The organism is Brucella tritici (assembly GCF_902825325.1).
GTDB lineage: Bacteria > Pseudomonadota > Alphaproteobacteria > Rhizobiales > Rhizobiaceae > Brucella.
Genome location: NZ_CADEAR010000001.1, coordinates 475,748 through 500,181, shown reverse-complemented (window position 1 = coordinate 500,181; position 24,434 = coordinate 475,748). Strand labels below are relative to the sequence as shown.

The following is a 24,434-nucleotide window of genomic DNA, read 5'->3' as shown; positions in this document are numbered from 1 at the left end:
GCGGGGTGGAGCAGCCCGGTAGCTCGTCAGGCTCATAACCTGAAGGCCGCAGGTTCAAATCCTGCCCCCGCAACCAAGTCAACAAAACCCCGTAGCCTAGGCTGCGGGGTTTTGGCGTTTCAAGGAAAAAAGTTAGCGCTTCCCCATGATGGCCGCCTCAGCCACGGGCTCACAATCAGAAGGAAGGAGTAAGCGGCAAGACGGCCTGCGTCAATTCCGGCTTTACTATAGCTCGCAATATTCTTTCCTGCGCATTATCCGAGGCTGAGACCTTGGTTAAAACAATCGATTTTATCATTCCCTTTAAAGGCCAAACCGAAGTCTCCGAATAGGGCTGTGCTTATCGATAGCTATCCATATTCTCCGATGCGGATACGCCAAAGCCGCGAGCGTAGGAATGACCGCCATAGACCGCAGCGGCAATAATCGACGGCGCGTAACAGTCACCAATTGGGGTGACAGATTTTATGCCGGCATCTTGCCATTCATTTCGGCGCGCTTCCAGTGCGACCGACAAGCTTTTGTCAGGATGGCGGCTTGTTACCGGAACCAGCGTACCGCATGGAATTTCGGTTTCCCTGCCGGAATAGATACATGCGACGGACAGGCTGTCGACGGTTTGTTTGGCGAGCTTATGCAGTGGGATTATCCCGACGCCCAGTTCTATCAATCTCGTTTGAACTCTCGACTGTTCGAGTGTGTGTTCGCTCCATGGAGCCACGATTGGCGCTGGCGTTACCAATGTCGTATCAATACCGCGGCTCGCAGCCAATTCGGCCAAAACAGAGCCAAGGTAATAACGATCGTCATCAAAGATCACCAAAGGTCCACAGCGCTCATCGAGTGATGCTTTGTCTTTCAGGATGGCGTTGACGCTCAGTGTGCGTGCTTCCAATGTGCAGAATGGTTGTCTATGAGAACGACCGACTGCATCCGTGCGCCAGTGCGCTCCGGTAGCCAGCACCACATGTGGAATACCGTAGGTCAGAATCTCGTCTGCATCGAGATTGCTATCGAGATACATTTCCACATTGGTCGCGCGCTGTAATTGCGTCATGCGCCAATCGCGAACACGCGCCCAACTAGCGAGACCGGGGAGGGCGGCCTCCTCCGTCACACGCCCACCCCAATGGGTGCTTTTATCAGCAATGATGACGTCTGCACCACGCTCGGCCATGGCGCGGGCTGCCTCCAGACCTGCTGGTCCTCCACCGACGACCAGCACTTTCTCTGCTGTCCTTAGCTTGCCGATTTTCTCTGGGTGCCAGCCCTTGCGCGCTTCTTCGCCAATTGTCGGGTTTTGTGTGCATCGCAATGGCGCAACGATGTTGTCGCTGGCCGTGCATATATTGCAGCCAATGCATTCGCGAATGTCATCGACACGACCGTTTCGAATCTTCTCGGGCAGAAACGGGTCAGCAATCGACGGGCGTGCCGCACCGATGAGGTCGAGAATACCGGAGCGGATAGCCTGCACCATGGTGTCCGGCGAGGTATAGCGTCCAACACCTACAACGGGTTTGCTGGTGAGCGATTTCACAAAGGAGATATAGGGCTCCTGAAAGCCCTCCTGTGAAAAGCGGGATGTCTGGCTGTCGTTGGACCAGCCCGACAGATTTACATCCCATAGATCGGGTTCATCGGCGAGAGCTGCAATGACATCCCGTCCTTCGCCATTGTGTTGGATGCCCTGGTCTCCCAGAAATTCCTCTACTGCAAAGCGTACTGCAATCGCACATTTGTCGCCGACAGCGTCGCGCGTATCCGCCAGCACTTCGCGAAACAAACGCAAGCGATTTTCGAACGATCCGCCATATTCATCCGTGCGGGTATTGTAGCGTTGCAGCAGAAAATGCTGCAGCAAGGTCATGTCGTGACCTGCATAGACATAGATAATATCGAAACCGGCCCGTTTGGCGCGAAGTGCGGCATCGCGATGCCATTTACGAAACCGGGCGATGTCGGCTTTGTCCATGGCTCTTGCCTGAACCGGATCTTCCACATCGACAATCATGTCCATGGGGCCAAGAGGCGCCAGTCTGGTCAAACGGTTGGAGACGTGGATACCGTTATGCACGAGTTGGATTGCGGCGAGACTTCCGTGCTGGTGGACGGCGTCGGTCAGATTCTGGAGACGGGCGGCGTCTTTCTCGTCCCATATGCGCCCTTGATTGGACGGTGTGATATCGGATGTGGGATGGATTTCAGTTTCCTGTGTGGAAACGACACCCCAGCCACCCTCTGCTTTCATCTCACGCAGCCGCAGGTCGTGCTCGGGATAACGATGTCCCATGCCGCTACAATGCGGAACCTGGTAGAAGCGGTTTTTCGTCGTGACGGGGCCAATCTTGATCGGCTCGAACAGAATTTCGTGACGCTTGTCCATGGTCGCTCTGCTTGTCATTAATCAGAATGTCATCCCTTGAGGGCGACTGCATGAAAAGTGGATTTCCATCGCGCCTAACGCGCGATGGAACGCTTGAATCGAGCTTCGAGTTTGGCCTGACCGTATTCCAGAACGATGGAGAGGGCCCAATAGATCATCGAAGCGGTGATGAGCATTTCGATATGCCGGAACTCAGTCTGGCCCTGCGTACGGGCAAGATACATGAGTTCCCAAACGCCGATGACGGAGACCAGCGACGAGTCCTTGAGCATCGCGATGAACTGGTTGCCGGTTGGCGGAATGATGATGCGCATCGCTTGAGGAAGGGTGACCAGCCACATGGTCTGCGAAGGCCCAAGGCCCAACGCATATGCGCCTTCCTGTTGCCCACGTGGAATGCTCTCGATGCCCGCACGGAAGATTTCGGTCATATAGGCGCCGTAGCATAAGGACAGCGCCAGAATGCCGGCAGGGATAGGTCCGATGACATAGCCCACCTGCGGCAGTCCAAGGTAGATGATGTAGATCTGCATCAGCAATGGCAGGCCGCGGAAAAGCGAAGTGTAGAACGTCGCCAGACCGTAGACGAGGCCATTCTTTGAAAGTTTGGCCACCGCACCAATCAACGCCAGAATGGTTGCGAAGAATATCGAGGCGGCGGAAATATAAAGCGTCGTGACGACACCCTGGCTAATCAGAAATCCGATCTTTCTTGCGATGAATTCAAATGAGAGATCGAATGAATAGAAGAAGATCATCAATAGCAGGAACAGTTCCAGCCATATTGCCGTGATCTGTGCCCAACGCGGGAAAAGTCTCAGGAAGCTCCAATTGGCGAAGATGATAGCGCTAAGCAGTATCGAGGAGATCAGCGTCGCTTTGGTGAAACCGGCTTTGGCGACTTTCGGGTCAATGCCAAGCCAGTTCGTGATGCCGGAGAACCGGATATTCATGAAACAGAAGAGCGCTGTCAGGATAACGAAAAACGCTATCTGGACAGTGCGTTTGGCGGCCTCGGGCCGCGTCAGAAAAAACCTCCCGAGCATGTTCTCTCCCCTGTCAGCTTGCCTTTCGCTCCGCAAGCCAATCCTGCATCTGCAATTTCCAATAGGTTAGCTGGGCGACAGCAAGACCCGCAGCGCCTCCAGCCCAGACCAGCCCGAATTTTTCGAAGAGCTTGTAGCGGTCACTTTGTCCGCAAATGGCTTCGGCGACGACCTTGCCGCCGATGGCGGTTGTGTTCAGCCCATGGCCACCGAAGGCGGTGCAGTACCATGTGGCGCGGTCCAACTGACCGATCTGCGGCATCAGGTGTCTGGCGTAGGACATCAGGCCCGACCATGCCAATTCCGTCTTCAGTGAAGCAAGCTGAGGATAAGTTCCCACCATTTCGTTGCGCAACTCGTGCACCACGCCGGGCGTGTCGGCTGCTCGTGTGGTGATGCGTCCACCCCATAAAAGCCTGCGACCACCATCGATCACCCGGTAGTAGTCGCCAGCACGACGATTATCACCAATCGCGGACGTGGTGCGGATCGCCGATGCGATCAGTTCGGGTGCTTCTTCACTCACCATCACATAGGTGGCGATGGGCAGATAGGCCCGTCTGATCTGGCTGACCAGTCCATCGGTATAGCCACCGGTGGTAATCAGCACTGCACCTGCTTTAACTTGTCCGCGGGCTGTTTCTATAAGCTTGCCATCATTGTGGTCGAGCAACTGGACCACGCGGCTGTGTTCGAAAATCCGCCCGCCGAGCCGCTCGATCTCGCGTCCGAGCGCCCGTAAATAGTTCAGCGGATGGATATGAAATGCATTGGGATCGTAGACCGATTGGAAATAGCGCTTGGAATTCAGAATATTGCGCGTTTCAGCCGTTGGGTGAAAATCTATTCTGTAGCCATAATCGCGCTGAAGCGCCTCGGCGTAATGTTTAAGACTCTCACCGTCGTCATACCGGCGTACGTTCAGAATGCCGGGAATGAGTTGAGCTTCTTCAATCTTCAGCGTGTCGATGTTCTGTCGAACGAATTCGACACCTTCAATCGACAATTCATGAAGTGATCGGGCGACGGTCCTGCCAGCACGGGCAGCAATGTCATCCCCGCCGGATGCAAAGCCTGGGCTGACAAATCCTCCATTGCGCCCGGATGCACCGAAACCGATGCTCTCAGCTTCTAGGACAACGACTTTCTTGCCCGCTCGCGACATCTGCAATGCGGCCGACAAACCTGCAAGTCCGCCGCCAATCACTGCGACATCTGCTGTGGTTTCGCGTTCAAGCGTTGGACGCGCGAAATCGTCCGCCTTTGTTTGGCTGTAATAAGTGGCCGGATAAGTCATCGCAACACCAGGAAAAGAATATCGGATGAGCCATCGTCACGATGGCTCATTTCAATATTGATGTAAGGGTAATATCAGTCGGCGCTGTAGTCTTTGCCGTACCACTTTGCGGTGAGTGTCGCCAAAGTACCGTCAGACTTCATCTGCTGGATGATTTCGCCAATCTTGGCGGTCCATTCCGGATCGTTCTTTTCGGCGATAACGACGAGCGGCTCGCGGAAGGCATATTCGCCCTCAAGAATCTTGACGGGATAACCGTTCTTGATGGCGTTCTGTGCCGTCTGTTCTGGAGCGATGATCGCATCGATGCGAACGCCATCTCCAAGCCTCAGATCGTCGAATGGCAGCATGGAATCTGCAAAAGTGCGAATTTCACCGGGTTCCAGCTTGTATTCGATCGGGGGAAGGCCGGGGGCGTCGATTTCCAACTGACGACGGGCGAAATCTTCTGAAGTCGTGGCCGTTTCGACGCCAATGACTTTGCCTTTGAGATCGGCAACCGATTTCGCCTCGTTATCCTTGTGCACGACATAGACGTAGGGGCTATAATAATAGACCCCGGCAAAATCGATGACCTTGGCGCGCGCCTTGGTCGGGGTCACCGACCCAACGCCAACGTCGTAACGGCCCTGCCAGCGTCCACCGGTCAATGTCGCCCAGTCTGGCGTCTCGAAGGAAACGGTGACGCCAAGACGTTTACCAATCTCGTTGGCCACGTCCACGTCGAAGCCCACGAGCTTGTTGGAATCATCCAGAAAGCTTTGGGGTGGCCAGCCTGCATTGGTCGCGACGACCATGGCCTTCTTTTCCATGACACGATCCAGCGTTTCGCCCGCAAAAGCAGAGAAACTAGTCGCCAGAATGGCGCCTGCGATACCCATTATTGTTATGATTTTTTTCATTTTATCGAACCCCTCCTCTGGTTTGATGCATGAGCATTGCATAAACCCGGAAGTGGCGGCTAGGCAGTCCGAAGAAGTAGGTTATGAAATTAGCGTATGATGATATGCAGTTCTTGCAGGATATAAGGTCAGCCGAATGTGGGTTCGGGGCCTCCCGAATGAGAGGCCCCGCGATGGTGCGCGAAATAGATCGATCGTCCGTGGCGTAAACTATTGATTTCGCACGGCCATTGCCGTTACTTCGACCCGCATCTCAGGGGTGGCAAGGCCTGCGACACCAACTGCACAGCGAACCGGAAACGGCTTTTTGAAAAAACGCAGATAAACTTCGTTGAAGGCAGGGCGTTCATTGATATCGGTCAGATAGATCGTCAGATGAATGACATTCGCCAGACTGCTGCCAGCCTTTTCGAGCGATGCTTTGAGGCTGTTCAGCGTACATTCGCTTTGGGCGGTTATGTCGCCGGTTTCCATGGAGCCGTCTGCCCGGATGGGAATATGGGTCGTTACCAGAAAATTGCCGATGCCTGCGACATCGGAAGAGATTTCGCTTTCGTCCGTATCCTCCAGAAAATAGGGCGTTGTGTTGTTTGTCATGGTCATTCTCCAAGAGGTTAGGGCGTTTGTGAAAAGTGTGAAGCGGTTCTCCGACAAGTTGTGCGCTAAAACAAGCAGCCAGATCATTTCCGTCGATTGAGCGAGCACGATGGACTTGAGATAGCAACAATGTGTACTGGCCGGGACGGGCAACCTATTGCGATGGTGGTCGAGCAGGTCTAAGAAACACGTCGGAGGCGAGGAGGCTTCCCTCAACGACGACCGGTTCTGGTCTGAAGGCAATCCATGACAGAAAAACATTCTCATCGCGGGCTTGTTGTTGCCGCGATTATGGCAAGCATGGCCATGATCGCCGTCGAGGCGACGATTGTGTCGACCGCAATGCCACAGATCGCGGCGCAACTTGGCCAGCTCAATCTCTATTCCTGGGTTTTCTCGTCATTTCTTTTGACACAGACAGCAACGACCGTCGTGTTTGGCAAACTGGCCGACATCTACGGGCGCAAGCCGGTTCTTGTTTTTGGTATCGCGCTGTTCCTGACCGCTTCTGTGCTGGCCGGTTTCGCGTGGTCTATGCCTTCGATGATTGTTTTCCGGCTATTGCAGGGCATTGGGGCAGGGGCGATCCAGCCTGCGGCCATGACCGTGGTGGCCGATCTTTTCCCTGGAGCGCAGCGCAGCAAGGTTCAGGGATATCTTGCCAGTGTCTGGGCACTGTCAGCTGTTGTCGGTCCGTTGCTCGGCAGCCTGATTATTCACAATCTGAGCTGGGCCTGGGTATTCTGGATCAATGTGCCGGTCGGCATTCTGGCCGCGTCGGGCTTTCTTCTCTTTCTCCATGAGGAGAAGCGGACAAAGCCGGTATCGGTCGATGTGCTTGGCGCGGCACTTTTCGCCGTCTCCATTTCCTCTCTGATGATTGCGCTCACCCTGATGGAGAGCGCAGTTTCGCTCGAAGGAATTCTGGCGTTCATTCTCTTTGCTTTTTCACTGATTACCTTCATCTGGCAGGAGCGTCGCGCGAAGGAGCCCATGGTCGCACCAGACTTGTGGCTGAAACGTCCTATCGCTTTCTCCAATCTGGCGGTCTTTCTGGCCAGCATGTCGATCATGGGGCTGACGACATTCCTGCCGATGTATGTGCAGACGGTCCTCGACCGTTCTCCTGTGGTCGCGGGCTTCGCCCTGACCATGTTGCTACTGGGCTGGCCGTGCGGGGCCACGATTGCATCGCGGCAATTTACACGGTTCGGATTGCGCCCGATCATGATCGCCGGAAGCATCTGCATTCCGATTGGCACCTCTCTGCTTGTCATGCTGACCCCGTCAAGTTCCGCCACACTGGCCGGAACCGGTTCTCTGATCATGGGTTTCGGCATGGGGCTGCTCAACATTGGGGCGCTCATCCTGACACAGGATAGCGTGAGTTGGTCGGAGCGCGGCAGCGCCACGGCATCGAACGTCTTCTCGCGCAATTTGGGCAGTACGCTCGGAGCAGCCATTCTTGGTGCGGTACTGACCTATGGTCTTGCCAACGCCAATCATGGCGAAGCGATTACGTCAGACCAACTTCGGGACTTGTTGAATGGCGCGGAGATGTTGATTGACCAGCAGGAGCTTCGGCTGGCGCTTCAACATGCGCTGCACGCAACATTCGTAGCGATGATGCTTATCGCGGTGCTGATCGTGCCAGCTTGCCTCTGTGTTCCAGGGGTGAAAAAGACCTACGAAGAGAACGTGGTGACTTGAATGTCTCCGAATATCTGCAGGCCATGGACTCAGCCGACCTGAAATCAACGGTCGGCTGAAATCGTGACCTTGCGGTAACCGCATTGGTGAGCAATAGCTCTTTGCTGATGGAAAGCGCCTGAAAAAGCAAAAATCCCGGACAAAGCCGGGATTTTGTTGCCTATCTGATCGGAAAACTGGAGCGGGCGAAGGGATTCGAACCCTCGACCCCAACCTTGGCAAGGTTGTGCTCTACCCCTGAGCTACACCCGCTCGCGCCAGTCGTTTCCGTCAGGCAGGCGCTATATGAACTAACACCCCGGAGATTGCAACAGGGAAATTACAGGAAAATGTCGTTTCAGCGAAATTAGCTGTCGGTTAAATTGTAACCATCTGTAAATATTACATTTTTCAAATTATGTGCTGTATTCTCGACCGTGGTTCTTCGTTAAAACAAGGAAAATGCGCTTCCACGGATAACGGAAGCGGCTGTCGGAGGGACGAGTCAGCGCTGCTGCGTCTCGTGCGAACATTCCAATTTACTATGCATGGTTTCTAAGCATGTATCCATGGTCTATAAGCGCTGTTGCAAGTCGCCGAAGCGTGAGGAGCGTGACGACATGCGCAACATTTTCAATGCCGAACAGAATGGGGTGGAATCATGCCTTTGTCGCCGAGCGAGCTTCACGACTATCTTCAGAAACTCGGTATCGAAGTAAAAACTGTCGAACATCCTCCCTTGTTCACGGTCTCGGATTCCCAAAGCCTGCGTGGTGAAATTCCGGGTGGCCATACGAAAAATCTCTTCCTGAAAGACAAGAAAGACAATTTCTTTCTCGTGACAGTAGAAGAGGATGCGGTGGTCGATCTGAAGTCGATTCATCAACTGCTCGGCGCTGCAAGCCGTGTTTCGTTCGGCAAGCCGGAAAAGCTGATGGAATATCTGGGTGTGATTCCAGGCGCAGTCACCGTGTTTGGCGCGGTCAACGATACCGCACATAATGTGCAGGTTATTCTTGATGCCGATTTGATGAAGTATGACGTCATCAACGGCCATCCATTGACCAACGAAGCCACGACTTCCATAAAGCGCGACGACCTTGTCGCTTTCCTCAAGTCCACCGGCCATGAACCGCGCGTTCTCGCCGTTTCCGAAGGTGCGAAAGCAGACACTTCGGTATAAACTGATTTTCAAAACGGGCGGCCTTCTTGCGCATAGCAATTGGCGATTGAAGTGGAAGGCGGGAGCGCTAAGTTACAGCGCAACTTGCTGAAACGACCGTCTTGAAATTGGCTTTCGAAGATACGAACTGAAAGAACGACACCGGCTTGTATGCGGAGCGTCGCATCGGTCGGAAAATACGAAGGAATTTCCTATGAGCAGCCAGAACAATCCTTATGCCGGTGCAGGCGGCCAGATGACGGCAAATGTCTCTTTCGGTTCGGCGCCGACCGCGACCGGAGGTGCAGATCTCGTCAAGGATACGACGACGGCAAGTTTTCAGGCGGATGTCATTACCGAATCCCGCAATCAGCCGGTGCTGGTGGATTTCTGGGCGCCATGGTGCGGACCTTGCAAGCAGCTCACGCCGATCATTGAAAAGGCAGTGCGGGACGCTGGTGGCGCTGTCAAGCTGGTCAAGATGAATATCGATGATCATCCGGCCATCGCTGGTCAGCTCGGGATTCAGTCCATTCCGGCTGTCATTGCTTTCGTCAACGGTCAGCCGGTCGATGGTTTCATGGGGGCTGTGCCGGAATCGAAGGTGAAGGAATTCATCGCCAAGATCGGCGGGCCGAGCGACGCGGAAGCGGCGCTTGCCGAAGCCATCACTGCCGCGAATGAACTGGTCGAAGCTGGTGATTTCGTTCAGGCATCGGAGATTTTCTCGTCCATTCTTCATGCCGTCCCGGATAATGTCGATGCGATTGTCGGTCTTGCGACCTGCCTTCTGGAATCCGGTGATGCGGAAAAGGCGCGCGAACTTCTCGCCCAGCTTCCCGCTGACAAGCAGAATGCACCTGCCGTTCGGGCATTGGAAGCGCGTCTTGCATTGGCTAATCAGGTCAAGCTCATTGGTGATCCGATTGCGCTTGAGAAGCGAATTCAGGCGGATCCGAAGGATTATCAAGCCCGCTTTGACCTTGCTCAGGTGCGTAATGCACAGGGGCGGCGTGAAGATGCGGCCAATGAGCTGCTTTTCATCATGAAGTCCGACCGCGAGTGGAACGAAGATGGCGCACGCAGGCAGCTTCTTCAGTTTTTCGAAGCATGGGGCAATGCCGATCCGGCGACGCTCGGTGCGCGGCGCAAACTGTCGTCGCTTCTGTTTTCCTGATCGCGAGCGATCGGGAGCATGGCGGGCAAATTGTGCTTTGCGCGCTATGCGAATTCCAACTGTTAGGGCGCATGTCTAGTGCGTCCTAAAGGGAGGTTGCAATGCAGGTGGGCAATGCCCGTTACAGAACGGGCGCTGATATACCCGAGACCGTGCCGGTTTTCCCGTTGAAAGGGGCGCTGCTTCTGCCCGGTGGCCAGCTTCCGCTCAATATTTTCGAGCCGCGCTATTTGGCGATGGTCGAGAATGCCCTGGCGGGTAAACGCATCATCGGCATGATCCAGCCGAAAATCGATGGCGACGATGACGAAACGATCAATGAACTGGATGAAAGCTTTCGCCCGCAATTGAGTAATGTCGGCTGTCTTGGCCGTATCACAACCTTTGCCGAGACGGGCGACGGTCGCCTGCTGATCACCCTGCAGGGCATCTGTCGGTTTCGCGTGCGGGAAGAAGTCAATTGCCGTCAGCCTTACCGGCAATGCCGGATCATGCCGTTTCTGGCTGATCTGGAGGAGGCGCGGGATTCATCGGAAATAGACCGGGACGCTTTGCTGGGTGCTTTCCGCGATTATCTGGAAGCGCACAATCTGGAAGCGGATTGGGATAGTATCGCACGGGCAAACAATGAAACCCTTGTCAATGCGCTCTCCATCATGTCGCCTTTCGGTCCGGCTGAAAAACAGGCCCTTCTGGAGGCCCCCGATTTGAAGACGCGTGCAGCAACTTTGATTGCCATTACCGAAATGGTATTGGCCAGAGTAAAGGACGACGATTTCGGATCGCGGCTGCAATAGATCTCAGGAATAAGCCAATGGACGACAAGACGGAAACCGGAAATATCGATGTTCGCCTGCTGGAACTTCTCGTATGCCCGCTTACAAAGGGGCCCTTGGAGTATGATGCGGAACGTGCCGAACTGATCTCGCGCAAGGCGAAGCTTGCCTATCCGGTCCGGGGCGGAATACCTATCATGCTGCCGTCCGAAGCACGCAGTTTGACAGAGTAAACACAGGTCGATTTGCAGGTGACTGGAGGCCTGAAACGCTGAATAGCACCTGCTGTATCGGCTGTTATTTAATTTCTGCACAAGCCCCTATCTTTTTCATAAGTTTCAGCCACGCGCATTATTGCTTGTCGGACAACAGGGCTCTATAACCCTCGCGGAACTTGATAAAGATTGTATCGGACGGCTTCATGCTGTTCGCTGCTGTCATGGATTTGAACGCAGTATTTCTGGCAAAACGGGTCATTGTTTTCCGGAATATGCGAAACAATACAGAGGCTTGGCATTATGGCATCCAGAAAACTCCTTCTCCTGCCCGGCGACGGCATCGGCCCAGAGGCGATGGCGGAGGTCCGCAAGATCATCGCTTTCCTCAACTCGGGCCTCAATCTCGGCTTTGAAACCGAAGAAGGTCTGGTTGGCGGCTGCGCTTACGACGCGCACGGTCAGGCGATTTCGGATGCTGATATGGAGAAGGCGCTGGCTGCCGATGCCACGCTGTTCGGCGCTGTTGGCGGTCCGAAGTGGGACGATGTGCCTTATGAAGTGCGTCCAGAAGCCGGTCTTCTGCGTCTGCGTAAGGACATGCAGCTCTATGCAAATCTGCGTCCGGCCATCTGCTACCCGGCTCTGGCCCATTCTTCTTCGCTGAAGCCGGAAGTGATCGAGGGTCTCGACATCCTCATCCTGCGCGAGCTGACCGGCGGCGTTTACTTCGGTGAACCGAAGGAAATCATCGACCTCGGCAATGGCCAGAAGCGCGGTATTGATACGCAGGTCTATGACACCTACGAAATCGAGCGCATCGCCGATGTTGCCTTCGAGCTGGCGCGCACGCGCCGCAACAAGGTCACGTCGATGGAAAAACGCAATGTGATGAAGTCGGGCGTCCTGTGGAATCAGGTCGTCACCGCTCGCCACAAGGAAAAGCATGCCGATGTGGAACTGGAGCATATGCTGGCCGACGCTGGCGGCATGCAGCTCGTGCGCTGGCCGAAGCAGTTCGACGTTATCGTGACGGACAATCTGTTCGGCGACATGCTGTCGGACGTTGCTGCAATGCTGACCGGCTCGCTCGGCATGCTGCCGTCCGCTTCGCTTGGCGCTGTCGATTCCAAAACCGGCAAGCGCAAGGCGCTTTATGAGCCCGTCCACGGTTCTGCACCGGATATCGCTGGCAAGGGCGTTGCCAATCCGATTGCAATGATCGCTTCGCTTGCCATGTGCCTGCGTTATTCGTTCAACCTTGTCGATGAAGCTGACCGTCTGGAAGCCGCGATTGCGCAGGTTCTCGATGATGGACTGCGCACCGCCGACATCTGGTCGGAAGGAAAGACCAAGGTTGGCACTGTCGAAATGGGCGACGCCATCCTCGACAAGTTTTCGAAGCTTTCCGCTGAATAAGCGTGACGAGATCGCTTGATGAAAGCCCGCCATGCACCTTGCATGGCGGGCTTTTCTTTTTTGAATAAGTGCCCGATTTGAGGCTGTAAATTCATGCTCCGCTGCATAAGAATAGTGGCATGTTGTTCACGCTCCCAGATCAAAACAAACTCTACGACGCACTTGTCGCCCGTGATGCCACTTACGAGGGCAGGGCCTATGTCGGTGTTGTCTCAACCGGAATTTTCTGCCGCCTGACTTGTCCGGCGCGGAAACCGAAACAGGAAAACTGCCGCTTTTTCGCATCGGTTGCCGAATGCATGGCCGATGGTTTTCGGCCCTGCAAAAGGTGTCATCCGTTACAACCCGCTGCCGAGGCGGAGCCTTCCGTCAAGAAGCTTCTCGATGCGCTTGAAGCCGATCCGGAACGACGCTGGAGCGAAGAAGATGTTGCCCGAATGGGGCTCGATCTCTCGACCGTCCGCCGCAGTTTCCGCCGTCATTTCGGAATGACATTTCTGGAAATGGCGCGGCAGGAGCGCTTGCGGCATGGGTTCCAGGCGCTTGCCGATGGCGGGCGTGTCATCGACGCCCAGATTGATGCAGGTTTTGAATCCCCGGAAGCTTTTCGGAGTGCCTTTGCACGTATTCTTGGCCTTCCACCAGGCAAATTGCGGGGTGATGGTTTGCTGCGCGCCGACTGGATCAAGTCACCGCTTGGTACGATGATCGCGATCTGTGATGCGCGAAGCCTGCACCTTCTGGAGTTTGCTGATCGCAAGGCGCTGTCGGCGGAACTGAAGAAACTCTATGCTACCTGTCGCGGTGATCTGGGGATTGGTCGTTTCAGCACCCATGATCTCGTCGAGCAACAGTTGAATGCCTTCTTCGACGGCAATTCTCCGACGTTCGATTTGTCACTGGTGCTGCATGGCAGTGCTTTTACGCAAGGGGTCTGGCGTGAACTTCAGAACATTCGGGCCGGAGAGACGCGCAGTTACAGTGAACTGGCGCAGGCCATGGAAAAACCGCTTGCCGTGCGCGCCGTCGCCCGGGCCAATGGGGCAAACCAGATTGCCATCGTCATTCCATGCCATCGTGTGATTGGCGCGGATGGGTCGTTGACCGGTTATGGCGGCGGTCTCTGGCGCAAGCAGAAGCTGATTGAAATCGAAGCGCAATATCGCAGATAGATCATCAGGCGAACATGAAAACGCCGCCCATCAGGCGGCGTTTTCTCGTTCTAGGCGCGTTGACTAGTCGAGCTTGTGCAGGTCGACGCCCTTGGTTTCCTTGACGAAGATCATGCCGATCACAAAGGTGATGGAGGCGATGATAATCGGATACCAGAGGCCGTAATAGATGTCGCCCTTGGCAGCGCTCAGTGCGAACACGCCAGCCGGAAGCAGACCACCAAACCAGCCGTTGCCGATGTGATATGGCAGCGACATGCCGGTGTAGCGGATGCGGGTCGGGAACATCTCGACGAGGATCGCGGCAATCGGGCCGTACACCATCGTCACGTAGATGACGAGGATGGTCAGGATGGCGATTGTCAGGAACCAGTTCACCTGTGCAGGGTCGGCGACCATCTTGAACGCACCGGCATTCGGGATAGTGTAGACAGCCTGATCGGTGCTGACGCCAAGGCCGTCAGCTTCGGTCTGGGTCAGAAGCTTCTGCTTCACCAGATCGGCAGCCGGAACCATGGTCTTGTCTCCGCCGCGGATGGCTTCGGCATTCAGCTGAAGTTCCGGATTGGCGGCGACGAATGCATCAAGCTTGCTGTCCGTCACTTTCGCAGGGTCGCGAACGAGCGGGAAACCGGCCTTCTGCAGGGCAAGGTTCACGTCGTGAGACAGGGCCGACTGCTTGGCCGCAGCATCTGCTCCAGCCTGAACCGCGTCGTAAGACGTGATCGTGCTGTCGCCGATCGTGACGGTTGCCGCGGTGCCGGCTGCTGCTGTCTGCACGATTTCATAAGGCACCGAGCTCTTGGCGAGGAAGCTTGTCGCGACATCGCAAGACGTGGTGAACTTCGACGTGCCGGTGGCGTTGAACTGGAAGTTACAATCGCCGGGGGCAGCAGTAACGGTTGCCTTGATGGTCTGTTCAGCCTGTGCGAGAGCCGGGTTTGCAGCACCGGTGAGAGCTTTGAACAGCGGGAAGTAAGTTACGGCAGCAAGCAGAAGACCTGCCATGATGATCGGCTTGCGACCGATCTTGTCCGACAGCCAGCCGAAGAAGACGAAACCGCCGGTGCCGATCAGGAGCGCGATGGCAACCATGATATTTGCCGACTGGTTTTCGACCTTCAGAACGTTCTGGAGGAAGAACAGGGCGTAGAACTGACCGCAATACCACACGACGGCCTGACCGGCAGTGAGGCCGAAGAGGGCGATGAGTGCGATCTTGGCGTTCTTCCACTGGCCGAATGCTTCGGAAAGCGGGGCTTTGGAGGTCTTGCCTTCTTCCTTCATGCGCTTGAATGCAGGCGACTCGCTCATCTGCATGCGGATCCACACGGAAATGCCGAGCAGGACGATGGACACGAGGAACGGAATGCGCCAGCCCCAGGCGGCGAAGGCTTCCTTGCTCAACACCGCCTGGATGCCGAGGATCACCAGCAGCGACAGGAACAGGCCGAGCGTTGCCGTGGTCTGGATCCATGACGTGAAGAAGCCGCGCCGATTGTTCGGAGCATGTTCCGCAACATAGGTTGCAGCGCCGCCATATTCGCCACCGAGTGCCAGGCCCTGCAGCATGCGCAGGGCGATCAGGATGATCGGTGCGAAAATGCCAAGCGTGGCCGAGCCAGGCAGGACACCCACGAGGAACGTGGACGCGCCCATGATGACGATGGTAACAAGGAATGTGTACTTACGGCCGACGAGATCGCCGATGCGTCCGAAAACGAGTGCGCCGAACGGACGGACGAGAAAGCCTGCCGCGAAAGCGAGCAGAACGAAGATGTTTCGGGTTGCTTCCGGATATTCGTTGAAGAAGGCTGCGCCGATGAAGGCTGCAAGCGTTCCGTAGAGATAGAAGTCGTACCATTCGAAGACGGTACCAAGCGATGACGCAAAGATCACCTTGCGTTCTTCGCTCGTCATTTTCTGCGTGCCGACATCGGCACTTGACGAGACTGCCATTAATCTGTCCTCCCAAACAGAGCCCCTGACGGGCAAATGTAAGACGATCCTTCTTCACCGGGTAAATGAAGTTCGCCTGATGCGCCGGGAACAGTTCCTCTCAACTGTCCGGGCGCTCTCCTCACACTTGCATGATGAACCGAAAAAGGGGATTCGTGCAGTAGTCTTTAGTATGAGACAGAACTGACGGCTTGAAATACTAGGGAAAATTAATAAAGCGCCAAAAAATGCGCTCCTTGAAGGGTTGGAGAATTGACTCCATCCATAAACCGCGTAAAAGCAGTGGCGAACGAAGGAGAACCCGCGTGGATCGCGTCAACGTAGCGTCAGTTTCGCTTGGAACTGCCGGCATTTTTGCCGGGGCAGCGCGCATGCCTTCGATTTCCAAAACACTCACGGCCATTACTAAAACGACCACGAAAACGGTCTGATTCCCTTGGCCTGCTCGCCCTCTCCCCGGGTCTGGCCCGGGGGCGGAAGTCCCGCGTGGCCTGCGGGGTTCCGAATCTGGAAGCGGAGAGGGACAGGAGACGAGAAATGGGTTTCAAGGTTGCAGTTGTCGGCGCCACCGGAAATGTCGGGCGCGAAATGCTCAATATCCTCGAAGAACGCGGCTTTCCGGCTGACGAAGTTGTCGCGCTTGCATCGCGCCGCAGCCAGGGCACGGAAGTGTCCTATGGCGACCGGACGCTGAAGGTCAAGGCGCTCGACACATATGATTTCTCCGATACGGACATCTGCCTGATGTCTGCTGGTGGCGAGATTTCTAAGGAATGGTCGCCGAAGATCGGCAAGCAGGGTTGTGTCGTCATCGATAATTCCTCGGCCTGGCGTTATGACTCGGAAGTGCCTCTGATCGTGCCGGAAGTGAACCCGGACGCAGTCGAAGGCTTCCGCAAGAAGAACATCATTGCCAACCCGAACTGCTCGACAGCCCAACTCGTCGTGGCTCTGAAGCCGCTGCACGATGCTGCGAAGATCAAGCGCGTCGTCGTGTCGACCTACCAGTCAGTTTCCGGCGCGGGCAAGGAAGGCATGGATGAGCTGTTCGAACAGTCACGCGCTGTTTTCGTGGCCGATCCTGTCACGGCGAAGAAGTTCACCAAGCGCATCGCGTTCAACGTGATCCCGCATATCGATGTCTTCATGGAAGACGGCTACACCAAGGAAGAATGGAAGATGGTGGCCGAAACCAAAAAGATGCTCGATCCCAAGATCAAGCTGACGGCAACGGCTGTTCGCGTTCCGGTCTTCATCGGTCACTCCGAAGCGGTCAATATCGAGTTCGAAAACCCGATTACGCCGGAAGAAGCACGCGAGATTCTGCGTGAAGCTCCGGGCTGCCAGGTTGTCGACAAGCATGAGAACGGCGGCTACATCACGCCTTATGAATCCGCAGGCGAAGATGCGACCTATATCAGCCGTATCCGCGAGGACATCACGGTTGAGAATGGTCTGGCACTGTGGGTTGTTTCCGACAATCTGCGCAAGGGCGCTGCTCTCAACACGATCCAGATCGCTGAATTGCTGGTCGCACGTGGCCTTATCAAGCCAAAGGCACTTGCTGCCTGATCCGCAGCGTTCAGTACAGACAACGAAAAGCGCCGGGAAACCGGCGCTTTTTTGTTAGAGCGCGTTTCGATCTGATTGAATCAGATCGGCGCTCTAACCTCTTTTATTTGAAGCATAATCTTATCGATCCTCGTTTCACTCCGGTCGGATTATGCTCTAGCGGGAAATGCTCTCTGCGAGATTGCCGCGTATATTGAGCAATCGCGTGCGTAAATCCTGCAACTCATCGATGGGCTGACCAAATGCGCAGAACACCTGTTCGGGGATGCTCTCGGCTTCCTTGCGCAGTGCCTTGCCTTCGTCAGTCAATGTGATGCGGACCTGCCGCTCATCCTGCGGGTCACGCCGACGTGCGATCCGTCCGGCGGCTTCAAGGCGTTTCAGCAGTGGGGTCAGGGTTCCTGAATCCAGATTGAGCTTTGCGCCAATCTCAGAGACGGTTCGGTTGTCCTGTTCCCAGAGCACGATCATTACCAGAAATTGCGGATAGGTAAGGTCGAGTTTGCTGAGGATCGGTTGATAGGCGCGTGTCAGCGCATTCGCGGTCGAATAGATCGCAAAGCAGACCATGTTGGAAAGGCCAAGATTGGAATCCTGATCGTCGCGCTTCATCGTGATAACTCCTTGGCAAATATATACATCATGCGCAATTGGATTGCGCATCACATAGTTGTGAGATTATATTTTGCAAAATTAGATTGTGTGCAATTTAATAATCTGCAAATTTGGCTGCGGAGACAAACCAAAGGAGAAGCCAAATGCCAATTCTGTACACAACCCAATCCACAGCAACCGGTGGCCGTACCGGCAGCGCCAAGACTGCCGACGGACGGCTCAGCGTCGTTCTCGATACACCGAAGGAACTCGGCGGCTCTGGTGGCGAGGGCACCAACCCAGAACAGCTTTTTGCTTCAGGCTATGCGGCCTGCTTCCTCGGCGCCCTGAAATTCGTCGCGGCGAAAGAAAAGGTGTCGATTTCCGCTGACAGCACCGTGACCGCGACGGTTGGTATCGGTCCGCGTGAGGATGGCACCGGCTTCGGTCTGGATGTGGCGCTGCAGGTTGCGCTGCCGGGCGTGGATAAGGCGAAGGCGGAAGAGCTGGTTCAGGCGGCACATATTGTCTGCCCATACTCCCATGCAACGCGTGGCAACATTGATGTCCGTCTGAGCGTGGCCTGATATAATGCGATAAAGGCGCCCTGTTGGGGCGCCTTTTTCAATTGTCGGGACGTTCTATTCCGCCTGTGCCTCGATATTTTCCATATCGTCGTCGGACAGGCCGAAATGGTGGCCGATTTCGTGGATCAGCACATGCGTGATGATATCACCCAGCACTTCTTCATGTTCGGACCAATAGTCAAGGATCGCGCGACGGTAGAGCGTAATGCGGTTCGGACCTTCGCCAGTCTGCAGGCTGAAACGTTCGCCGATGCCTCGACCTTCAAAAAGACCGAGCAGGTCGAAAGGCGTCTCCAGCCCCATATCCTCTATGATCTGATCGTCAGGAAAGTCGGCGATCTGGATGACTATGTCACCGCACAACGCACGAAACTCCTGCGGCAGATGCGCAAGAGCTTCAATCGCGATGGATTCGATTTCGTCCAGCGAGGGCGAGAGACGTCCCGCCCAGTCGCCGCTTTGATCTTCTCGGGCCATTCCAGCCAATCGTGTCCTATTCAATGTCTCAGGCCACCGGGCTCTTGCAAGCCATATATAACGCTTTCCGACATTATGCCCAGGGACGCTGTTCGGCGCGCTTGGCCTCGAATGTGTCGATGCTGCCAGCCTTTTCCATTGTCAGGCCGATATCGTCGAGACCGTTGAGCAGGCAATGGCGCTTGAAATCATCGACATCAAAGGAAATCGAACCGCCATCCGGACCGTGAATTTCCTTGGCTTCGAGATCGACGGTAAGGGTCGCATTAGCGCCGCGCGAGGCGTCGTCCATCAGTTTGTCCAGATCTTCCTGGCTGACCTTAATCGGCAGAATGCCGTTCTTGAAACAGTTATTGTAGAAGATATCGGCAAACGAGGTCGAGATCACGCAACGGATGCCAAAATCGAGCAGAGCCCATGGCGCATGCTCGCGCGAGGAACCACAGCCGAAATTGTCGCCTGCAACGAGAATCTGCGCGTTGCGATAGCCCGGCTTGTTCAGGACGAAATCCGGGTTTTCGGTGCCGTCTTCGTTGAAGCGCATTTCGGCGAAAAGACCCTTGCTCAGACCTGTGCGCTTGATCGTCTTCAGGTAATCCTTCGGGATGATCATGTCCGTATCGATATTGACGATCGGCAGGGGGGCGGCAACGCCCGTGAGCTTGGTGAACTTATCCATGTCCTGAACCTGTCGGTTGGGAATTTGCAATTTGCAAACTGGTTTACATCAGCTTGACCGAGAGTCAATGTTTGAGGCCGAAACTGCCCAATAGGTCGCAACTCCCGACCCGTTTCGCGAATTATCCGACGCGCGGACAGGCGCGCCGGATAGTCCGACTGTCGGGTTATGCGCATAATCCTGTCTGGAAACCGCGTCAAGTTTTCCGGATCATGCGTCATTGACGCAGTTCACGCAATTATCCGACGTTTAGGGCGACGCCACCGGTTTCGCTGCCGGTCAGGCGGCGGGATTTGCCATCTGTGCCGACGACGATTGTATAACGCCTGCGCCGCATTGAGAGGTTCGGCGAAACCGCCACGTCAATGGCCGGATCGAACTGAAGCGTGATGCGCCAAAGTTCGGGCTTGATCGTTTCCTCGACGGCGATGATGCGGGCATCGAACGGCGTGGTATGAAACATGCCGGTAATGCGCTGCCCGACCCGGTAAGGCGCGGTATCATCTTGAACGGGCGCGGGCGCCACCTTGACGTCATTGGCGGCAAGCGTATTCCAGTCACGCGTGCCGGACTGGCGCGCCACAAGGTCGAGTGCCTTGCCGTGGCTGATGGTGATGCCTTCCTCGCTCAAAGCCTGCCGCAGACGGCGGGCCTGATGCTTGAAGTCAACGTTAGTGGTCCCAGCGATAATAGCTGTGGTCATTGTTTTCGCTCCTGGTTGTGAGCGGCGTTTTCATGAACGGGTGCTCGCATTGCCGTTTCTGCCGTCACCGGAACAAAAACGAAGTTTCAGAATGCTTTACCATGGCCGTAAGGCTGCGGGCGGCCGGTGCATTCCAACCGAAGATCGGAAAATAAGCAGAGATGATGCGGATTTCAAGGCCCGCCTGTTCGTGCTCTCCGCGCTTGCGCTGCCGTGCGGTTCGGTGCACAAATCGGGATATGAAAACCGCTGTTCGTCCCCGCCGTTCTGTCCTGTTCGTTCCTGCCGCCAATGCTCGCGCTCTGGAAAAGTCGCTGACCCTTTCAGCGGATTGCGTGATCTATGATCTGGAAGATTCCGTAGCCCCGGAGGCGAAGGTCGCGGCGCGCGATGCGCTGGCGGTGCATTTCGCAAGCCATCCGAAGGTCAATTTCGAGCGGATTGTACGGGTCAATACGGCGGAAACGCCGTGGGGCAGGGATGATGTCGCGGCGGCTGCGAAGATGGGGGCAGATGCGGTCCTTCTTCCCAAGGCCGAACGGCCACAGGATATAATCGATGCGGCGAACCGGCTTGATCGTCAGGATGCCGATCCGGCAGTTGGCGTATGGGCTATGATTGAAACCGCGCGTGGTATTCTCAATGCCGATGAAATGGCGGTTCTCGGACATCGTTCGGCAGTGCGGCTTGCCTGTTTTATTGTCGGGCCGAACGATATTGCGCGGGAAACCGGTGTGCGTCCGCAACCGGGGCGCCCTTATCTCGTCCCATGGCTGATGCAGATCATTCTTGCGGCGCGCGCTGGCGGGATCACCGTTCTCGATGGTGTTTATAATGATTTTCGCGATAGCGTTGGCTTCGAAGCAGAATGCGCGCAAGGTGCCGCCATGGGCTTCGACGGCAAGACGTTGATTCATCCAGGCCAGATTGAAGCTGCTAACCGGGCCTTCTCACCGACCGAGAACGAGGTGGCCCATGCCCGCGCTGTTGTTGAAGTCTTCGCCCGGCCTGAAAATACCAAGAAGGGCGTCGTCTCACTCGACGGACAGATGGTCGAACGTCTGCATCTTGAAATGGCCGAGCGCGTGCTCGCCAAGGCGGGCGTAAAGTTATAACAGAGGAAGTAACAGCATGAAGTTATATCGTTTCATCACAGGTCCCGATGATTCCGCATTCTGCCATCGCGTCACTGCGGCACTCAACAAGGGCTGGCAGCTCTATGGCTCGCCGACCTATGCTTTCAATGCCGCGACCGGCGTCATGCATTGCGGCCAGCCGGTGGTGAAGGAAGTCGACGGCGTCGATTACACGCCGGACATCAAGCTCGGCGAATACTGATGGCCGTCTGCCGCATCGTCGCCAATATTGCCGCCGGTCATCCTGCGGCGGCAAAGCGCTTTTATGGCGACTTGCTGGGCCTCGATGTGGTGATGGATTTCGGCTGGATCGTCACCTATGCCACGGATGCGCAGGCGCGGGTACAGGTGAGCATCATGAGCGAAGGTGGAGCGGGCACGCCGGTGCCCGATCTTTCCATTGAGGTCGATGATGTCGATGCCGTGCTGGAGCGTGCCATCGCGCTGGGATTTCCCGTCGAATACGGTCCGGCCGATGAGGAATGGGGTGTACGTCGTTTCTACACGCGTGATCCCTGTGGGCGGCTTGTGAATATTCTGACCCACAAGAGTTGAAAAAGGCCGGTTTCCCGGCCTTTTGTTTTTGGCTTTAGAGCGGTTCCGGTTTAAATGGAATCGTCGGAACCGCTCTATCTATTTGTTTTCACGCATTATCCGACGCAAAACCGCTTCGCACTTTTGCTGGAAATGCTCTAATTCAAACCGCGCTTTTCAATCATCGCGTCCGGTGTAGGCATCTTGCCGCGGAAGGCCTTGTAAAGCTCTTCCGGGTCACGACTGCCGCCAGCGGCATAGATATGCTGCTTCAGCTTCGCCGCCAGTTCGGGATTGAAAGCATCGCCGGTTTCCTCGAATGCCGAGAAAGCGTCTGCGTCCAGCACTTCCGACCACATGTAGGAATAGTAGCCAGCGGAATAACCGTCGCCGGAGAAGACGTGGGTGAAATGCGGCGTGCGATGGCGCATGATGATCGCGTCTGGCATGGAAAGCTTTTCCAGCGTCTTCACCTCGAAAGCGAGAGGATCAGCGATCTTCTCCTTGCCGGTATGGAACGCCATGTCCACGAGCGCGGACGAGGTGAACTCGACCGTGTTGAAGCCAGCGTTGAAGGTGCGGGCCGCAAGGACCTTGTCGAGAAGTGCTTTCGGCATGGCTTCGCCGGTGCGATAGTGCACAGCGTATTTTTCGAGAACCGCAGGAACGGTCAGCCAGTGTTCGTAAAGCTGCGACGGCAATTCCACGAAATCGCGTGAAACGGCAGTGCCGGAAACCGCAGGCCAGGTCACATCCGACAGAAGCCCATGCAGCGCGTGGCCGAACTCGTGGAACAGCGTGCGTGCGTCGTCCAGCGAGAGCAGGGCAGGTTCACCGGCCTTTGGCTTCGCAAAGTTCATCACATTGTAGATGATCGGCTTCTGACCATCACCCAGCTTGTGGCTTGATTGCAGGGAACTCATCCATGCGCCCGAGCGCTTCGAAGTGCGGGCGAAATAGTCGCCAAGGAAGAGGCCGCGTTCGCTGCCATCCGCATTGAAGACCTGAAACACCCGCACATCGGGGTGCCATGCGGCGATGCCCTTCTTTTCCTCGAAGCGGATGCCGAACAGGCGGCCTGCTACGTCGAAAGCGGCTTCGATGATCTTTTCCAGTTGAAGATAGGGCTTCAGTTCCGCTTCATCGAAGGCGAAGCGTTCGGCGCGTAGCTTTTCGGCATAGAAACGCCAATCCCATGGCGCGACCTTGTGGTTGCCGCCATCGGCTGCGATCAGACGCTCCAACTCGACTTCTTCTTCATGGGCCTTGGCACGTGCCTTGTCCCAGACCGGCTCCAGCAGGTCCATGACCGCCTTTGGCGTTTTGGCCATGGTGTCGTCGAGCTTGTAGGCGGCAAAATTGGCGTAACCGAGCAGATGGGCCTTGCGCTCGCGCAGTTCCACCATCTCGCGCACGATGTCGCGATTGTCGCTTTCGCCGCCATTCTCACCGCGCTTTGCCCAGGCATTGAACGCCTGTTCGCGCAGTTCGCGGTTTTCGGAGAAGGAAAGGAATGGCTCGACAATCGAGCGTGACAACGTAACCGCCCAGGCATCAGGTCTGCCGCGCTCGGCGGCAGCACTCTGCATGGCATTTTTCAGGAAATCAGGAAGACCGGTGAGGTCGGCTTCATCGATGATGAACAGGGCCCAGCTCGATTCATCCTTCAGCACATTCTGACCAAATCGGGCGCCAAGTCCGGCAAGCTTTTCATTGATGCCTGCAAGCTCCGTCTTGCCCGCTTCATCGAGCTTCGCGCCTGACCGGACAAAACCCTTCCACGTCTTTTCAAGAACGCGTTTGGTTTCGGTGTCGAGGTCCAGCATATCGCGATTTTCATAAAGCGCGTCGATGCGGGCGAAAAGCGCCGGGTCCATCATGATACGCGAATAGTGACGCGACATTTTCGGCGCGATCTCGCGTTCCAGAGCCTGGATCGTGTTGTTGGTATGCGCGCCAGCGCGCAGCCAGAAAATGGAGGAAACGCGGTCGAGCGCCTTGCCCGTTAACTGAAGCGCTTTGAGCGTGTTATCGATGGTCGGCTCATCCTTTGCCCCGGCGATGGCTTCCACTTCTGCGAGGTCCGTAGCCAAGGCAGCATCGAATGCAGATGCGAAATCGTCATCCTTGAAGGCGGTGAAATCCGGCAGGCCCAGCGGTCCGTTCCATTCAGTCGGCGCATGATTGTAGGCGGGCTTGTCGGACATGATGAAACTCCAGATCAAGTGAATTTGGTATGAACCAGACTTAGGATTTAGAAAGCGGGCGGGCAAGAGGTTCACGACATTGAAGACAGCTTTCGGGAAAAAGCGTTCGACATTGTCTCGCAGGGCTTGACTTTATAGCCGACCCAGC

General features: G+C 55.7%; 23 protein-coding genes and 1 tRNA gene. 12 read left to right on the top strand and 12 right to left on the bottom strand.

All coding sequences use genetic code 11. From position 1 onward, the window contains the following. Nucleotides 1-340: 340 nt before the first annotated feature. The 5 genes from HWX93_RS02220 to HWX93_RS02200 form a co-directional block, all read right to left on the bottom strand. Nucleotides 341-2,386, bottom strand: a complete 2,046-nt coding sequence (locus tag HWX93_RS02220; RefSeq protein ID WP_235969047.1) for an FAD-dependent oxidoreductase — start codon at nucleotides 2,384-2,386, stop codon at nucleotides 341-343. Between the two features lie 74 nt (nucleotides 2,387-2,460). Beyond that, the gene (locus HWX93_RS02215) at nucleotides 2,461-3,432 is read right to left on the bottom strand and encodes an amino acid ABC transporter permease (protein WP_071634157.1); all 972 of its coding nucleotides are present in this window, start codon (nucleotides 3,430-3,432) and stop codon (nucleotides 2,461-2,463) included. A 13-nt stretch (nucleotides 3,433-3,445) separates the two neighbouring features. After that, nucleotides 3,446-4,729, bottom strand: coding sequence for an NAD(P)/FAD-dependent oxidoreductase (locus tag HWX93_RS02210; protein ID WP_176036340.1), 1,284 nt, complete (start codon nucleotides 4,727-4,729; stop codon nucleotides 3,446-3,448). A 74-nt stretch (nucleotides 4,730-4,803) separates the two neighbouring features. Continuing rightward, complete coding sequence (locus tag HWX93_RS02205) at nucleotides 4,804-5,631, bottom strand: transporter substrate-binding domain-containing protein (protein WP_419190597.1); 828 nt, start codon at nucleotides 5,629-5,631, stop codon at nucleotides 4,804-4,806. Between the two features lie 210 nt (nucleotides 5,632-5,841). Next, nucleotides 5,842-6,228: a RidA family protein gene (locus HWX93_RS02200; protein WP_176036339.1), complete on the bottom strand. Its 387-nt coding sequence runs from the start codon at nucleotides 6,226-6,228 to the stop codon at nucleotides 5,842-5,844. A 246-nt stretch (nucleotides 6,229-6,474) separates the two neighbouring features. Here HWX93_RS02200 and HWX93_RS02195 point away from each other — a divergent pair, with 246 nt between their 5' ends. Further along, entirely contained in the window at nucleotides 6,475-7,938 is a 1,464-nt protein-coding gene (locus HWX93_RS02195) for an MDR family MFS transporter (RefSeq protein WP_176036338.1), read from the top strand. 177 nt (nucleotides 7,939-8,115) lie between these two features. Here HWX93_RS02195 and HWX93_RS02190 read toward each other — a convergent pair. Beyond that, a tRNA-Gly gene (locus HWX93_RS02190) sits at nucleotides 8,116-8,190 on the bottom strand. 388 nt (nucleotides 8,191-8,578) lie between these two features. On the opposite strand from HWX93_RS02190, the gene HWX93_RS02185 reads away from it, so the two are divergent. From HWX93_RS02185 to HWX93_RS02160, 6 genes are all read left to right on the top strand, one after another. Further along, nucleotides 8,579-9,100 carry a prolyl-tRNA synthetase associated domain-containing protein gene (locus HWX93_RS02185; RefSeq protein ID WP_176036337.1) on the top strand — a complete coding sequence of 174 codons (522 nt, stop codon included), beginning with the start codon at nucleotides 8,579-8,581 and terminating at the stop codon, nucleotides 9,098-9,100. 193 nt (nucleotides 9,101-9,293) lie between these two features. Further along, nucleotides 9,294-10,256 (top strand): thioredoxin, encoded by a 963-nt coding sequence (gene trxA / locus HWX93_RS02180; RefSeq protein WP_176036336.1) that lies wholly within the window; start codon nucleotides 9,294-9,296, stop codon nucleotides 10,254-10,256. Between the two features lie 101 nt (nucleotides 10,257-10,357). Further along, complete coding sequence (locus HWX93_RS02175; protein ID WP_176036335.1) at nucleotides 10,358-11,053, top strand: LON peptidase substrate-binding domain-containing protein; 696 nt, start codon at nucleotides 10,358-10,360, stop codon at nucleotides 11,051-11,053. Nucleotides 11,054-11,070: 17 nt separating this feature from the next. After that, nucleotides 11,071-11,265, top strand: coding sequence for a Trm112 family protein (locus HWX93_RS02170; RefSeq protein WP_109987513.1), 195 nt, complete (start codon nucleotides 11,071-11,073; stop codon nucleotides 11,263-11,265). 285 nt (nucleotides 11,266-11,550) lie between these two features. Beyond that, complete coding sequence (leuB, locus tag HWX93_RS02165; RefSeq protein WP_109987512.1) at nucleotides 11,551-12,666, top strand: 3-isopropylmalate dehydrogenase; 1,116 nt, start codon at nucleotides 11,551-11,553, stop codon at nucleotides 12,664-12,666. Between the two features lie 119 nt (nucleotides 12,667-12,785). Further along, nucleotides 12,786-13,838: a bifunctional transcriptional activator/DNA repair enzyme AdaA gene (locus tag HWX93_RS02160; RefSeq protein ID WP_109987511.1), complete on the top strand. Its 1,053-nt coding sequence runs from the start codon at nucleotides 12,786-12,788 to the stop codon at nucleotides 13,836-13,838. 63 nt (nucleotides 13,839-13,901) lie between these two features. On the opposite strand, the gene HWX93_RS02155 is transcribed toward HWX93_RS02160, so the two are convergent. Next, entirely contained in the window at nucleotides 13,902-15,797 is a 1,896-nt protein-coding gene (locus HWX93_RS02155; protein WP_176036334.1) for an MFS transporter, read from the bottom strand. Nucleotides 15,798-16,334: 537 nt separating this feature from the next. Between HWX93_RS02155 and HWX93_RS02150 the strand changes: the two genes are divergently transcribed. Beyond that, on the top strand, nucleotides 16,335-17,369 hold the full coding sequence (locus tag HWX93_RS02150; RefSeq protein ID WP_109987509.1) for an aspartate-semialdehyde dehydrogenase: 1,035 nt from the start codon (nucleotides 16,335-16,337) through the stop codon (nucleotides 17,367-17,369). Between the two features lie 156 nt (nucleotides 17,370-17,525). Here the strand turns inward: HWX93_RS02150 and HWX93_RS02145 are convergent, their stop codons facing one another. After that, nucleotides 17,526-17,981 (bottom strand): MarR family winged helix-turn-helix transcriptional regulator, encoded by a 456-nt coding sequence (locus HWX93_RS02145; protein WP_176036333.1) that lies wholly within the window; start codon nucleotides 17,979-17,981, stop codon nucleotides 17,526-17,528. 146 nt (nucleotides 17,982-18,127) lie between these two features. On the opposite strand from HWX93_RS02145, the gene HWX93_RS02140 reads away from it, so the two are divergent. Beyond that, nucleotides 18,128-18,550, top strand: a complete 423-nt coding sequence (locus tag HWX93_RS02140; protein WP_006472227.1) for an organic hydroperoxide resistance protein — start codon at nucleotides 18,128-18,130, stop codon at nucleotides 18,548-18,550. Between the two features lie 54 nt (nucleotides 18,551-18,604). Here HWX93_RS02140 and HWX93_RS02135 read toward each other — a convergent pair whose 3' ends face one another. The 3 genes from HWX93_RS02135 to HWX93_RS02125 form a co-directional block, all read right to left on the bottom strand. After that, complete coding sequence (locus tag HWX93_RS02135; RefSeq protein WP_176036332.1) at nucleotides 18,605-19,027, bottom strand: metallopeptidase family protein; 423 nt, start codon at nucleotides 19,025-19,027, stop codon at nucleotides 18,605-18,607. Between the two features lie 73 nt (nucleotides 19,028-19,100). Then, nucleotides 19,101-19,706, bottom strand: coding sequence for a 3-isopropylmalate dehydratase small subunit (gene leuD / locus HWX93_RS02130; RefSeq protein WP_061347735.1), 606 nt, complete (start codon nucleotides 19,704-19,706; stop codon nucleotides 19,101-19,103). A 238-nt stretch (nucleotides 19,707-19,944) separates the two neighbouring features. After that, nucleotides 19,945-20,409, bottom strand: coding sequence for a glyoxalase superfamily protein (locus HWX93_RS02125; protein ID WP_176036331.1), 465 nt, complete (start codon nucleotides 20,407-20,409; stop codon nucleotides 19,945-19,947). Between the two features lie 239 nt (nucleotides 20,410-20,648). On the opposite strand from HWX93_RS02125, the gene HWX93_RS02120 reads away from it, so the two are divergent. Genes HWX93_RS02120 through HWX93_RS02110 form a run of 3 tightly spaced genes read left to right on the top strand, consistent with a single transcriptional unit; the run spans nucleotide 20,649 to nucleotide 22,100 of the window. Next, complete coding sequence (locus HWX93_RS02120) at nucleotides 20,649-21,524, top strand: HpcH/HpaI aldolase/citrate lyase family protein (RefSeq protein ID WP_176036330.1); 876 nt, start codon at nucleotides 20,649-20,651, stop codon at nucleotides 21,522-21,524. 16 nt (nucleotides 21,525-21,540) lie between these two features. Beyond that, a complete protein-coding gene (locus tag HWX93_RS02115; RefSeq protein WP_002965766.1) occupies nucleotides 21,541-21,747 on the top strand; it encodes a DUF1737 domain-containing protein in 207 nt (68 codons plus the stop codon). After that, nucleotides 21,747-22,100: a VOC family protein gene (locus HWX93_RS02110; protein ID WP_176036329.1), complete on the top strand. Its 354-nt coding sequence runs from the start codon at nucleotides 21,747-21,749 to the stop codon at nucleotides 22,098-22,100. Before HWX93_RS02115 ends, HWX93_RS02110 begins: the two co-directional genes overlap by 1 nt. Nucleotides 22,101-22,237: 137 nt before the next feature. Here the strand turns inward: HWX93_RS02110 and HWX93_RS02105 are convergent, their stop codons facing one another. Further along, a complete protein-coding gene (locus HWX93_RS02105) occupies nucleotides 22,238-24,286 on the bottom strand; it encodes a M3 family metallopeptidase (RefSeq protein WP_176036328.1) in 2,049 nt (682 codons plus the stop codon). Nucleotides 24,287-24,434: the final 148 nt, after the last annotated feature.